The organism is Kitasatospora sp. NPDC051914 (assembly GCF_040680995.1).
Classification (GTDB): Bacteria; Actinomycetota; Actinomycetes; order Streptomycetales; family Streptomycetaceae; genus Kitasatospora.
In genome coordinates, this window is sequence record NZ_JBFAXX010000030.1 from 19746 (window position 1) to 33270 (window position 13525).

General features: G+C 72.5%; 7 protein-coding genes and 2 pseudogenes. 5 read left to right on the plus strand and 4 right to left on the minus strand.

Translation table 11 applies throughout. The annotated features are described in order from the left end of the window. The first annotated feature begins 247 nt into the window (after positions 1–247). The 3 genes and pseudogenes from AB0M03_RS20810 to AB0M03_RS20820 all read left to right on the plus strand — a co-directional run bounded on the left by AB0M03_RS20810 (position 248) and on the right by AB0M03_RS20820 (position 4901). Positions 248–2323 carry a bifunctional polysaccharide deacetylase/glycosyltransferase family 2 protein gene (locus AB0M03_RS20810; RefSeq protein WP_363493089.1) on the plus strand — a complete coding sequence of 692 codons (2076 nt, stop codon included), beginning with the start codon at positions 248–250 and terminating at the stop codon, positions 2321–2323. Positions 2324–2783: 460 nt separating this feature from the next. Next, positions 2784–3635: pseudogene (locus tag AB0M03_RS20815) on the plus strand (ATP-binding SpoIIE family protein phosphatase); the annotation flags it as partial. 684 nt (positions 3636–4319) lie between these two features. Beyond that, entirely contained in the window at positions 4320–4901 is a 582-nt protein-coding gene (locus AB0M03_RS20820) for an expansin EXLX1 family cellulose-binding protein (RefSeq protein WP_363493041.1), read from the plus strand. Between the two features lie 222 nt (positions 4902–5123). Here AB0M03_RS20820 and AB0M03_RS20825 read toward each other — a convergent pair. Next, positions 5124–5576: pseudogene (locus AB0M03_RS20825) on the minus strand (glycoside hydrolase N-terminal domain-containing protein); the annotation flags it as partial. A 169-nt stretch (positions 5577–5745) separates the two neighbouring features. Here AB0M03_RS20825 and AB0M03_RS20830 point away from each other — a divergent pair. Together AB0M03_RS20830 and AB0M03_RS20835 are read left to right on the plus strand one after the other, a co-directional pair. Further along, positions 5746–6504, plus strand: coding sequence for an SDR family oxidoreductase (locus tag AB0M03_RS20830; protein ID WP_363493042.1), 759 nt, complete (start codon positions 5746–5748; stop codon positions 6502–6504). Between the two features lie 51 nt (positions 6505–6555). Then, positions 6556–8550 (plus strand): alpha-L-fucosidase, encoded by a 1995-nt coding sequence (locus AB0M03_RS20835; protein WP_363493043.1) that lies wholly within the window; start codon positions 6556–6558, stop codon positions 8548–8550. Positions 8551–8826: 276 nt separating this feature from the next. On the opposite strand, the gene yicI is transcribed toward AB0M03_RS20835, so the two are convergent. From yicI to AB0M03_RS20850, 3 genes are read right to left on the minus strand one after another with little or no spacing between them, the layout of a single operon-like run. Next, positions 8827–11109 (minus strand): alpha-xylosidase, encoded by a 2283-nt coding sequence (gene yicI, locus AB0M03_RS20840; protein WP_363493044.1) that lies wholly within the window; start codon positions 11107–11109, stop codon positions 8827–8829. After that, on the minus strand, positions 11106–12524 hold the full coding sequence (locus AB0M03_RS20845) for a GH1 family beta-glucosidase (RefSeq protein ID WP_363493045.1): 1419 nt from the start codon (positions 12522–12524) through the stop codon (positions 11106–11108). Before AB0M03_RS20845 ends, yicI begins: the two co-directional genes overlap by 4 nt. After that, positions 12521–13504, minus strand: coding sequence for an alpha/beta fold hydrolase (locus tag AB0M03_RS20850; RefSeq protein ID WP_363493046.1), 984 nt, complete (start codon positions 13502–13504; stop codon positions 12521–12523). Before AB0M03_RS20850 ends, AB0M03_RS20845 begins: the two co-directional genes overlap by 4 nt. Positions 13505–13525: the final 21 nt, after the last annotated feature.

The following is a 13525-nucleotide window of genomic DNA, read 5'->3' on the forward strand; positions in this document are numbered from 1 at the left end:
CAGATCGGACCAAATCCACCCATCAACCCCAATTCGATTCAGGTTTGTGCACTAGCGTTCGCTCCACTCTCCCGCGGTCTAGGCACCCTGTCGACGTCGTCGCCCAGGACGCCCTCGGGCCGGTCGACCAAGCACCCCTGAACCGCCGCACCACCCATCTCCAGGAGCGCCATTGTCCCGCCACCAGCGCCGCCGGCAGTCCCTGCGGAGGCCGCGCCGACTGGCTGCGCCGCCGTTGCGCTTCTTCATGCCGCTGTCCCTGCTGGCGTGCCTGCTCCTGCTCATCGTCCTGCGCGGCCTCGCCACCAACGAGGTGTTCCACGACGCCCGGATCGCCGACTCGGTCGACAAGACGACCGTGCCGCAGGATCTGCTCAAGGGCGGCCCGATCATCGACGCGCGCGGCAGCAGGAACGACCATCCGGTGAGCTACCGCATCCCGGACCGCACCGTGGTCCTGAGCTTCGACGACGGCCCCTCGGAGGAGTGGACCCCGAAGATCCTGGAGATCCTCGCGGCCCGCAACGTCCACGCGGACTTCTTCGTGACCGGCGCCATGACCGCCCGTAACCCGGACCTGATCCGGAAGATCGTGGCGGACGGCCACGAGATCGGCCTGCACAGCTTCACCCACCCCGACCTGGCGGTCCAGTCGCACGCCCGGATCAACTGGGAGATGGCCCAGACCCAGCTGGCGCTGGCCGGCGTCGCGGGGGTGCACAGCGCGCTGTTCCGCCCGCCGTACTCGTCCAACTCGGCCGCGCTGGACGACTTGAGCTACCCGGTGATCAAGTACCTGGGTGCCCGCGGCTACGTCACCGCCTTCATCGACCACGACACCGACGACTGGAAGCGTCCGGGTGTGGACGCGATCGTCAAGGAGGCGTTGCCGGCCAAGCCCGGTGCGGGCGAGCTGATCCTGCTGCACGACGCCGGTGGCGACCGCTCCCAGACCGTCGAGGCGCTCGGCGTGCTCATCGACAAACTGCAGGCCGACGGCTACCGCTTCACCACCATCACCGAGGCACTCGGCGCCTCCAGCGCCACCACGCCGGTGCACGGCTTCCAGCTGTGGGCGGGCAAGGGCTACATCTGGGCCACCCAGCTGGGCGTGCGCACCCTGCCGGCGCTGATCGCGCTACTGGCCGTGGTCGGCTTCCTGAACTTCGGCCGGTTCGCGCTGATGCTGGTCCTCGCTCCGATCCACGCCCGCCGCGCCAAGCGGCAGGACGCCTGGGGCGAACCCGTCACCGAGCCGGTCACCGTGCTCGTCCCGGCCTACAACGAGCGCGAGTGCATCGCCAACACCCTCAACTCGCTGGCCGCCAGTGACTACCCGATCGAGGTCATCGTCATCGACGACGGCTCCTCGGACGGCACCGCGGACATCGTCGAGGAGATGAACCTGCCGTTCGTCCGGCTGATCCGCAAGGTCAACGGCGGCAAGTCCAGCGCGCTCAACGTCGGCATCGCGGCCGCCTCGCACGACATCGTCGTGATGATGGACGGCGACACCGTCTTCGAGCCGGCCACCGTGCGCGAGCTGGTCCAGCCCTTCGGCGACCCGGGGATCGGCGCGGTCTCGGGCAACGCCAAGGTCGGCAACCGCGACACCCTGATCGGCGCCTGGCAGCACATCGAGTACGTCCTCGGCCACAACCTGGACCGCCGGATGTACGACATGCTCGGCATCATCCCGACCATCCCCGGCGCGGTCGGCGCCTTCCGCAAGGAGGCCCTGCAGGCGGTCGGGGGGATGAGCGACGACACCCTCGCCGAGGACACCGACGTCACCATGGCGGTGCTCTGCGAAGGCTGGCGGATCGTCTACGCCGAGCGCGCCCGCGCCTGGACCGAGGCCCCCGCCAGCCTCCAGCAGCTCTGGTCCCAGCGGTACCGCTGGAGCTACGGCTCGATGCAGGCGATGTGGAAGCACCGCCGCGCCGTCACCGCCGGAGGGCCGGCCGGGCGCTTCGGCCGCCTCGGGCTGCCGATCGTCGTGATGTTCGGCGTGGTCGCCCCGCTGCTGGCGCCGCTGGTCGACGTCTTCCTGATCTACGGCGTACTGTTCGCGGACGCCAGGCTGACCCTCATCAGCTTCGGCGGCTTCCTGCTGATCCAGGCCGTGCTGTCCTTGTACGCCTTCCGGCTCGACCGCGAGAAGCCCTGGCACCTGATCAGCCTGCCGACCCAGCAGCTGGTCTACCGACAGCTGATGTACATCGTCCTGTTGCAGTCCGCGATCACCGCGATGACCGGTGGCCGACTGCGCTGGCAGAAGCTCCGGCGCACCGGCGAGGTCGCCGCACCGGTGGAGGCGTGACCGTGAGTACTTCCTACGGGTGATTCGGCGACCACCAGGACACCGTCCGTCTGCGGGTCCCAGCCCCCGTCGATGGGTGCGATGTTCGCGCTGGCCGGCTCGCTCGCTCAGCCGTCCCGCGACCGCCGGATGTACGACCGCCCGCCGGCCCCGCCCGGTCGGCCCGCCTCGCCGAACACCGCCTGACCGTCACCCGGCCCTGGTTCGACGGCGACATCCCCGCCACCCGCGAATGACACCGCGTCAGGAAAGTCGGCAAAGGACGGCTCGGGCCTACTCGTCGAGGGCCGTCCGCGACCACCTGCGCAGGCGCGGCATCCGCACGGTGCTCCCCGTTCCGGCAGACCAACGGGCCCACCGGTCACAGCGAGGCAACCGCGGAGGCACCTTCGCGGGCCAGCTCCAGGGCGGTGGCGTGGCCGATGCCGCCGGATGCCCCGGTGACCAGGGCGACCCCGACGACCTCCAGCCCGAAAACCGTTTCGAGTCGACGGGCGAATCCGGGGCCACCTGCCTGTACGCCGTCTACGACCCGGTCTCCCGCCGCTGCGCCATGGCGAGCACGGGCCATCCACTGCCGCTGATCATCGCGGCGGACGGCATCAGGACCCCGCTGTCCGTACAGCCCGGACCGCCGCTCGGCATCGGTGGGCTGCCGTTCGAACCGACCGAGGTCGAGGTGCCCGAGGGCAGCCTGCTCGCCCTCTACACCGACGGCCTGGTGGAGAGCCGCGAACGCGACGCCGAGCAGGGGATCGCCGAACTGCTCGGGGCCCTGAGCGAGCCGGCCACCTCGCTGGAGGCCCTCTGCGGCACGGCGATCGCCGTCCTGCTCCCCGACCACCGAACCGACGACGCGGCCCTGCTCCTCGCCCGCACCCACGCGCTGACCCCCGACCGCGTCGCCGATTGGAACGTCGAGCCCGACGTCTCGCAGGTGCCGCCCGCCCGCCAATTCGCCGTCGAGCGACTGGCCACCTGGGGCCTGGAGGAGGAGGCGTTCGTCACCGAGCTGGTCGTCAGCGAGCTGGTCACCAACGCCGTCAAGTACGGCGAGCCACCGATCAGACTGCGGCTGATCCGTGACACCGCGCTGATCTGCGAGGTCTCCGACGCCAGCAAGACCACCCCGCACCTGCGCCGGGCCCGCGCCTTCGACGAGGGCGGCCGGGGCCTGATGCTCGTCGCCCAGCTCACCCAGGGCTGGGGCACCCGGCACACCACCAGCGGCAAGACGATCTGGTGCGTGCAGACACTCGACTCCAGGTGGCGAGCGTCGTACGCGGGGCGCACGGCCTCGCGGAGGTCTTGATGCTCGGGGGTCGATGACGCATCGTCGACCGGCGAGCAGACCGCCGACGACGTCGGTCAGAGCCGTCTCGCCCCAGTACCGGTGCCGCTGGTGCTGTTCCCGGGGCGCCAGGTCTGCGCGGTCGGTGGCAGTCCCGAGGCGTCCGGGCCGACAGGCATCCGCGGCGACCTGCGAGTGGTGCCGATGTGGGCGGCCTCCTCGCTGATCTCTCGCGGGAGAGTCCGCACGCGACGGCAACCTTTTCGCCGTCGGCGGCCACTGGGATGTGCAACAGCGGCATGATCTACCGAACGGACGAGCATGAGCACGACGAAGCACGGCGCTCCGCGGAAGCGGCGCGCGCGGAACCGCGGACGAGCCGTCGGCATTCCACTGGTGTTGACCGCAGCAGGAGCGCTGGCCTGCCTGGCCGTCGCGCTGCTTCCCGGGAGCGGCGCCGACACCGGCCGACCTGCCGGTGCGGCCGTGGCAGGGGCCCCGGCGGGCGATCCGGCGGGTTCCGGCTCCGCTGGGCCGGTGGTCGGCGCGCCGACCACCTCGGCGCAGCCGTCGGCCTCTGCCTCAGTCTCCGCCGCCTCCCCGACTGCCCCGGCCTCGGCATCGGGTAGCCCGCGTTCCGCGTCCGCAACTCCCCCGGCAGCACCTGCGGCGGGGCGAATCCGCCCCGCCGTCGGCTACAAGGGCGTGGCGACCGCGTACGAAGCCGCCGACGGCAATGGTGCCTGCCTGTACGGTCCGTCCGCCGACATGATGATCGCGGCGATGAACCACACCGACTACGAGTCCTCCCGGGCGTGCGGCGCGTACGTACTGGTCCGGGCCGCCAACGGGGCCTCGATCACGGTGCGGATCGTCAACGAGTGCCCGCTGCCCTGCGCGCCGGGGCAGCTCGACCTCAGCCAGCAGGCGTTCGCCAAGCTCGCCGATCTGAAGGTCGGCCGGCTGCCGATCACCTGGAGCCTGCTGAGCCCCGCCGCCGCACCGGCCACGCTCTCCGTCCGGTACAAGACCGGGTCCAGCCGCTACTGGTGCGGCATCCAGGTGATCGGCCACCGGAATCCGGTCGCCGCCCTGGCGGTGCGGACCGCCGGCGGCTGGCGGCAGCTGCCGCGTACCGACTACAACCACTTCCTCGCCGCCGACGGCAACGGCTGCGGCTCCTCGATCAGGATCACGGACATCTACGGCGAACAGCTGACCGTGGACGGCCTCGCGGTGAGACCGGATGTCGCCCAACCCACCCGGGTCCAGTTCGCCCGGCACTGACCGTGGCGTCCGTCCACCGCCACGGTCACACCGCCGCAGGCGGCGACCGTTCGGTCGCGGTGGCGGGCGCTGTTGGTTCGGGCCGATCGTCAGCACACACATCGCGGGAGAGGGCGGCCGGGGAGATGCGCCTCGTGCTCGTCGAGGCGATCGGCTCCACCGGCCTGCTGAAGCCCGCCGGTACGGGCCCGGGCGTCTCCCCGCCCGGGCCCCGACCTCGGTGTTCCAGATGCCCTGGAGGTTCGCCGGCTGGGTGCCGGGCCGCGAGGAGGCGATCAGCAGGTAGCGACCGTAGGCGAAGAGCAGGGCTGCGAGGCCCGGGTCGGGGGCGCCGGCGTTGGCGGCGGCGAGGCGTTCACCGGTCGGGCGGTCCGCTGCGGCCGCCGGGCCGTGGAGGCGGAGCGCGGCGGCGCAGAAGAGCCTGCGGTGGTCGGCCAGGTGCTCGGCGGCACCCGTCCGGTCGCGGGGGCCCGGGCCGCCCGACCACAGCGTGTCGGCGTTGAGGTCGATCCGCTCGGTGGCGATGCCTCCGTGGGTCATCGCACCGAGCCGGCCGTTGCCGAGCGGGAGCGCGTCGAGGAAGTCGTCGGCGGGGTGCCGGTACCAGAGCGGGTCGGCAGGGACGGGGGTGGGAACGCGGTCATGGAGAGACACATCGACAAGCCAACAGGACATCCTATGTTTGGGGGAGGAATGCCGAACGACGAGCAGCTGAACCCCTTGCCTGCCACTGCCTCAACTCTCCCTATAAACTGGCACTTTGTGGCCTCGTTCGCCGCAACCTCTGGACGGATCACGGCCGCGCCTTCTACAAATCCATCCTATGTATTGAGGAGGAGCAGCCATGGGTGAGCCCGACTTCGCAGGCCTGGCGGCCGTCGTCACCGGCGGCGCCTCGGGCATCGGACTGGCCGCGGCCGGCCTGCTGGCGGCCCGTGGCGCGCGGGTCGCCTGCCTCGACGTGCGACCGGAAGGCGTCCCGTCCACGCTGGTCCGGGCGTACGCCGATGTCGCGGACGAGCAGTCGGTCCGCGCCGGGGTGGCCTGGGCCGCCGAACTGCTGGGCGGCATCGACATCCTGGTCAACTGCGCCGGCGTCGGCGCCCGCGACGGTGTCGAGCCGGGCGGCGAGGAGGAGTGGCGCAGGATGTTCGAGGTCGGCGTCCTCGGGGTGATGCGCACGACCCGGGCCGCGCTGCCGTACCTGCGGCGCTCGCCGGCCCCGGCGATCGTCAACACCTGCCCGGTCGCTGCCGCCGAGGGGCTGCCCGCCCATGTGCTGTCCTCGGCGTCCAAGGGCGCGGTCCGCTCGATGACCCGCACCATGGCCGCCGACCTGGCCGCCGACGGCATCCGGGTGACCTGCGTCGACCCGGGTTCCCTGACCGTGCCGGGTTCGGATCCGCTGCCGGACGCCGACTCCGGGCCGACCCCCGACCGGGACTCCGCGGAGGCCCGCAGCCGCACCGGCCACCCGGTGACCGCCGAGCGGGTGGCCACCGCCATCGCCTACCTGGCCGGCCCGCACACCGGTGCCACCACCGGCACCGACCTCGCCGTGGACGGCGGCGTGCGCGGCCCGCGCCTCCTCCCCCGCGACTAGGCCAGCCGGCCCGCGGGCCCCGACTTCCGTACCCGTACGCAAGGAGACGCCGTGTCCCGCCCCACCCCGCCCGACCCGAGCCGGTTCCCGCGCCGCACGGTGCACCTGGACTTCCACACCGGCCCCGACATCCCGGACGTCGGCCGGGACTTCGACCCGGCGGCCTTCGCACGGACCTTCAAGGACGCCGCCGTCGACAGCGTCACCGTCTTCGCCAAGTGCCACCACGGCCGCCTCTACCACGCGACCGACCGGCCCGAGCGCCACCCCGGCCTCGACCCCGGCCTCGACCTGCTGGCCGAGCAGATCGACGCCCTGCACGCGGTGGGGATCCGCGCACCGATCTACCTCTCCCTCCAGGTCGACGAGTACGCCGCCCGGGAACACCCCGAGTGGATCGGACACGGCGAGGACCTGAAACTCAACCGCTGGACCACCTCCGCCTTCGACGCCGGGTGGCACGTGCTCGACATGTCCAGCCCGTACGCCGACTACTTCGCCGACCAGTTGGACGAGGTGCTGCGGCGCTTCGCCCCGGTCGACGGGATCTTCGTCGACATGTGCTGGGACCAGCCGAGCGCGAGCCGCTGGGCGATCGACGGGATGCGCCGCGAGGGCCTGGACCCGGCGGACGCCGACCACCGGTCGCGCTACGCCACCCTGGTGGCCCAGCACTACATGGCGCGCTACTCCGCGATGGTGGAGAAGGCGCTGCCGGCGGACGCCGCCCAGGGCATCTGGTTCAACAGCCGGCCCAAGGCCCGGCTGGCCGAGGAGCGGAAGTTCGTCCGGCACGCCGAGATCGAGGGCCTGCCGACCGGCGGCTGGGGCTACACCTTCCTGCCGTACGTGGCCCGCTTGGTCCGGCCGATGGGGCTGCCGACGCTGAGCCACACCGGCCGGTTCCACGAGAGCTGGGGCGACAACGCCGCCCTCAAGCCGCGGGCCGCGCTGCTCTACGAGTGCAGCCAGATGCTCAGCCACGGGCTGACCGGCGGCGTCGGCGACGTGCTGCACCCGCGCGGCGCGCTGTCTCCCGCGGTGTACGAGCTGATCGGCTCGGTCTACCGGCACATCGAGCGGTGCGAGCCGTTCGTCGAGGACGGCCGGGTGCAGACCGAGGTCGCACTGCTCTCCGACCCCGCGTTCGGCGACAACCCCGGGGCGGGCATCATCGGCGCGGTGCGCGCCCTGCAGCAGCTGCGGGTGCAGTTCGACGTGGTCACCCCCGAGTCGGACCTCAGCGGGTACCGGGCCGTGGTGGTGCCGGAGACCAGCCGGGTCGACGACGCCCTCGCCGACCGGCTCCAGGAGTACCGCACCGGCGGCGGGGCGGTGCTGCTGATCGGGGCGGCGCTGCTGAACGGCACCGAACCGGCCCTCCCCGACCTGCCGGTCGAGGGGCTGGCGCCCGCCCCGGAGGGCGAGTCCTTCCTCGCCTGCCGGGGCGTCCCCGGCGCGCCGGAGGGCTTCCCGGTGATCAGCTACGGCGCCCGGCTGTCCGCCCGGGCGGCGGCCGGCGCGGAGGTGCTGGCCACGGTGGTCGCGCCGTACTTCCCGCGCAGCTGGGACCGGTTCTGCGGCCACCAGTACACGCCGCCGGCCGACCCCACGGACGAGGTCGCCGCGGCGGTCGCCGACGGGGTGGGCGCGGTGACCGTGCCGCTGCTGGAGGCGTTCCACGAGCACGGCGTGGAGACGTACCGACAGTTGCTCGGCGCGGTGCTGGACCGGCTGCTGCCCGATCCGCTGCTGCGGGTCGGCGGGCCGGTCCACCTGGAGACCGGCGTGGTCCGTACGCCCACCGGCACGGTGGTGCACCTGATCAGCTTCGTGCCGGCCCGGGAGACCCCGGCGCTGGACCTGGTGCACGACCCGTTCCCGCTGGTCGACGTGCCGGTCTCGGTGCGCGTCACGGGCGAGCCGAGCGCGGTGCGGCTGCAGCCGGCCGGGCAGGAGCTCCACTGGCAGTACGACGGCGAGTACGTCCACGTGCGGGTGACCAGCCTGGACGGGCACGCGATGGTCGTGGTCGACCACGGCTGACGGTGAGGACGCCGACCACGGGCGGGGAGCTGCGCGACCGGCCCCGTGGTCGGCGCCGCGGCTCCCCGCACGGCGGCTAGCCCAGGGCCCGGACGCGGTCGACGGCCTCGGCGACCATGCCCCGGCAGAACGACACGTGCTCGCCCCGGTAGCCGCGGGCCGCATTCGACGACCAGCAGCAGGGTGTCGAGTTCGTCGGCGGTCAGCCGGCGTTTGGTCAGGCTCTCCATGGCGGCTCTTCCGAATACGAGGACGGGAACGTGCAGGAGGCGGGGTTCAGGCCGGGTACGGGAGGTGGGCCTCCGGGGTGCCGGCCGGGTGGGTGTGCAGGGGGCCGTCCGGGCCGCCGATGCGCACGTGCCACGGGTGCGGGCTGTCGGTGGTGACGGTGAGCCGGCCGCCGGTGCGGCGCAGGTGGAAGCGGGCGGCGTCGCCGACGCCGTCGCTGCGCGGGACGGTGACGGTGCGTTCGGCGCCGTCGGCGAAGGCGTGGACGCGCAACTCGACGCCTTCGGCCCAGGCGGAGACCGGGCGCTGGTCGTCGGCGGCGAGCGGGATGACGGAGTCGGGGCGGGCGAGCAGCGGCAGGGTGTGGAAGCCGTGCCGTTCCTTGACCCAGCGGGGGCCGTCGACCTGATGCCCAGTCAGTACATTGGTCCAGGTGCCCTCGGGGACGTAGTACTCGACGGTGCCGTCGTCGGTGAAGACCGGGGCGACCAGGAGATCGTCGCCGAGCAGGTACTGCCGGTCGAGGGTGGCGGCGGCGGGGTCGTCGGGGAACTCCAGCACCATGGCGCGCATCACCGGGATGCCGGTGGCGTGCGCGTGCTGGGCGGCGCGCTGCAGGTAGGGCGCGAGGCGGTGCTTGAGCAGGGTGAACTCGCGGGTGACCTCCACCGCCTCCTCGCCGTAGTCCCACGGCACCCGGTAGGACTTGCTGCCGTGCAGCCGGCTGTGCGAGGAGAGCAGGCCGAACTGCACCCAGCGCTTGAACACCGTGGGGGTGGGGGTGCCCTCGAAGCCGCCGATGTCGTGGCTCCAGAAACCGAAGCCGGACAGGCCGAGGGAGAGTCCGCCGCGCAGGGATTCGGCCATGGCGTTGAAGTGGGACTCGCAGTCGCCGCCCCAGTGCACCGGGTACTGCTGGCCGCCGGCGGTGGCGGAGCGGGCGAACAGCAGCGCCTCGCCCTCGCCGCGTTCCTCGCGCAGCAGCTCGAAGACGGCCCGGTTGTACAGGTGGGTGTAGTGGTTGTGCATCCGCTCGGGGTCGGAGCCGTCGTGCCAGACGACGTCGGTGGGGATGCGCTCGCCGAAGTCGGTCTTGAAGCAGTCCACGCCGTGCGCGAGCAGGGTGCGCAGTTTGTCGGTGTACCAGTCGCGGGCGGCCGGGTCGGTGAAGTCGACCAGGGCCATGCCGGGCTGCCACAGGTCCCACTGCCACACGCTGCCGTCCGCCCTGCGCACCAGGTACCCGGCCCGCATGCCCTCCTCGAACAGCGCGGACTTCTGGGCGATGTACGGGTTGATCCAGGTGGAGATCCGCAGCCCTTGCTGCTTGAGCCGGGAGAGCATGCCGACCGGGTCGGGGAAGGTGTCGGCGTCCCAGTCGAAGTCGCACCACTGGTACTCGCGCATCCAGAAGCAGTCGAGGTGGAAGACGCTGAGCGGGATGCCGCGTTCGGCCATGCCGCCGACGAAGCGGTTGACGGTGGCCTCGTCGTAGTCGGTGGTGAAGGAGGTGGTCAGCCAGAGTCCGAGCGCCCAGGCGGGCGGCAGGGCGGGGCGGCCGGTGAGCGCGGTGTAGCGTTCCAGGACCTGCTTGGGGGTGGGGCCGAGGACGACGAAGTACTCCAGCGTCTGGTCCTCGACGCTGAACTGCACCTGGCCGACCGACTCGGAGCCGACCTCGTAGGAGACCTTCCCGGGGTGGTTGACGAAGACGCCGTAGCCGCGGTTGGTCAGGTGGAAGGGGATGTTCTTGTAGGCCTGTTCGCTGCTGGTGCCGCCGTCGGCCTGCCAGATGTCGACCACCTGGCCGTTGCGGACGAACGGGGTGAACCGCTCCCCCAGCCCGTAGACCAGTTCGCCGACGCCGAGCGCGAGTTGGCCCAGCATGTGGTGCCGGCCGTCGGCGTCGGTGACGAAGCCGGTGCCGCGTTCGCCGACGCTGGTCAGTACCCGGCCGCCGGCGGTGAACTCCAGGCGCCAGGGCTGCGAGGTGTCGACGCGCAGCGTCAGTTCGCCGGCGCCGAGCTCCACCACCTCCCCGTCCCGGTGGACCTTTCCGCTGCCGTCCTGCGCGCCGGGCAGCGCGAACTCCGGTCCGCGCCGCACCTTTCCGGCGTGGTGGGTGGTGCGTACCCCGATCACGCCCTCGGCCGGGGACCAGCATTCGACGGTCAGCAGCGGGCTGTTGAGCGTGTCACCGCGGCCGCGCACGTGCTTGACCGGCGCGTAGAGGGTGATCCGGTGCTCCTCGGCCCGGACGTCGGCGACCTCGGCGGCGTAGCGGGCGGTGCAGCCCGGACGCATCAGCCAGTAGCCGTCGGTGAACTTCATCGGGAGGATTCCTCCGTCCGCGCGCGGTGCGCGGTGATCAGGCCCCGGTACCAGTGGTAGCTGTCCTTGGGCGTTCGGGTCAGGGTGTCGTAGTCGACGTGGACCAGGCCGAAGCGCTGCCGGTAGCCGCGGGCCCACTCGAAGTTGTCCAGCAGCGACCAGACGTAGTAGCCGCGGACGTCCACCGGGGCCGCGACCGCGTCGGCGACGGCGGCCAGGTGCGCGGCGAGGTACCGGGTCCGCTCCGGGTCGTGGACGCGTCCGTCCGGACGGGCCACGTCCTCGAAGGCGGCGCCGTTCTCGGTGATCCAGACCGGTGGCAGCTGCGGATAGCGGGCGTGCAGGGCGCACAGCAGCTCGGCGAGCGCGCCGGGGACGATCGGCCAGCCCATGGTGGTGTGCGGGGTGCCGTACGGGTCGAGCTCGGTGACGCCGATGTCCACGGCGGTACGCGCTTCGGGGTCGTCCGTGCGGTGCGGGGCGGCGGCGACGGTGATCGGGCGGTAGAAGTTGACGCCGAGGAAGTCCAGCGGCGCGCCGATCACCTCCAGGTCGCCGGGCTGCCGCCAGGAACCGTCGGCGAGACCGGCCCAGGTCTCGTCCTCCTGCGCGGGGTAGCGTCCCGCGAGGAGCGGCTCGGTCCAGACGTCGTTGTGCAGCACCTCGGCGCGGCGCAGCGCGGCGAGGTCCTCGGGGCGGTCGGAGGCGGCGTGGATGCGGTCGAGGTTGAGGGCGATGCCGACCTCACGGGCGCCGGCGGCGCGCAGCTCCCGTACGGCCAGGCCGTGGGCGACCAGCAGGTGGTGCGCGGCGGCGAGCGCGCCGCGGCCCTCCTGGACGCCGGGGGCGTGCCGGCCTTCGGCGTAGCCGACGAACGCGGAGCAGTACGGCTCGTTGAGGGTGATCCAGCGCTCCACCCGGTCGCCGTAGCGTTCGGCGGCGAGGGCCGCGTACGACGCGAACGCCTCGGCGGTCTCCCGGACGCGCCAGCCGCCGCGATCCTCCAGGGCCTGCGGCAGGTCCCAGTGGTAGAGGGTGACGGCGGGTCGGATCCCGGCGGCGGACAGCTCGTCGATCAGGCGGTCGTAGAAGTCCAGGCCCTTCTGGTTCACCGGGCCGGTTCCCCGGGGCAGCAGGCGGGGCCAGGCGATCGAGAAACGGTAGCTGTCGACGCCGAGCCCGCGCAGCAGGGCCACGTCCTCCCGGTAGCGGTGGTAGTGGTCGCAGGCGGTGTCGCCGGTGGCGCCGCCGAGGGTGCGTCCGGGCGTGTGGCTGAAGGTGTCCCAGATGGAGGGGGCACGGCCGTCCAGGTCGTGGGCGCCCTCGATCTGGTACGCGGCGGTGGCGGCGCCGAAGCGGAACCCGGCGGGCAGTGCGGGGAAGTCCGGCTCCTCCCAGGGGGTCACGGCGGTCACCGCTCCGGCGCGAGGCCGCGCTCGTGCAGCCAGGCGAGCTGGGTGGGCGGGTTGGAGCCGCAGCCGCCGCCGTGGTCGGCGAACGGCCAGACCGTCATGGTGCGGTCCTCGCCCGCGTAGCGGTTGAAGGCGGCGTAGACGGTGGAGGGCGGGCAGACCGGATCCATCAGTCCGACGCTGAACAGGGCGGGGGCGGTGGCCCGCCGGGCGAAGTGGACGCCGTCGAAGTGGTCGAGGGTGTCGAAGGTCGGCTCGACCCGGTGCCGGCTGTGCCAGCGCAGGTACTTGGCGATCTCCGGGTACGGCCCCTCCCCGGCGATCTGCGCGGCGTGGCGGAAGTGGCACAGGAACGGGACGTCCGGCATCACCGCCGCGACCCGGTCCCCGGTCAGGCCGGCCACGGCGAGGGCGAGGCCGCCGCCCTGGCTGCCGCCGGTCACCACGATCCGGTCGCTGTCGAGACCGGGCAGTTGCGCGACCGCGTCCACGGCGCGCACGCAGTCGGTGATCAGCCGCCGGTAGTAGTAGTTCTCGGGTGAGTCGATGCCGCGGGTCATGAAGCCCTCGACCCACTGGGTGCCGTCGCCCGTGGTCCGGTCCGGGGTGTCGTGGCCCTGGCCGCGGCTGTCCACGACGAGTTGGGCGTAGCCGGCGGCGGGCCAGAACAGGTGCTCGGTGGGCAGGCCGCGGCCGCCGCAGTAGCCCTGGTAGCTGACGACGACGGGCAGCGGTCCGTCCGCGCCGCGCGGGCGCAGCAGCCAGGCGGCGACCGGCTCGCCGTTCCAGCCGGGGAAGCGCACGTCGTCGACCTCGACGGTGTGCAGCAGGTGCTGGGAGGTGACGCGTTCGGCCTTGACCTCGCCGCCGACCGAGCGGGCCTCGGCCAGGGTGCGCTCCCAGAACGCGTCGAAGTCCTTCGGGGCGGTCAACTCAGGTCGGTATCGGATGAGTTCGTCGATTCCGAAGTCTGTGAGCGGCATGGGGACGTCCTCCGGGTGGAG

What these genes read in the sequence shown, in the direction of transcription:
- AB0M03_RS20810 (WP_363493089.1), top strand. Translation starts at nt 248, where the DNA reads ATGCCGCTGTCCCTGCTGGCGTGCCTGCTCCTGCTCATCGTCCTGCGC.
- AB0M03_RS20830 (WP_363493042.1), top strand. Translation starts at nt 5,746, where the DNA reads ATGGGTGAGCCCGACTTCGCAGGCCTGGCGGCCGTCGTCACCGGCGGC.
- yicI (WP_363493044.1), bottom strand. Translation starts at nt 11,109, where the DNA reads ATGAAGTTCACCGACGGCTACTGGCTGATGCGTCCGGGCTGCACCGCC.
- AB0M03_RS20850 (WP_363493046.1), bottom strand. Translation starts at nt 13,504, where the DNA reads ATGCCGCTCACAGACTTCGGAATCGACGAACTCATCCGATACCGACCT.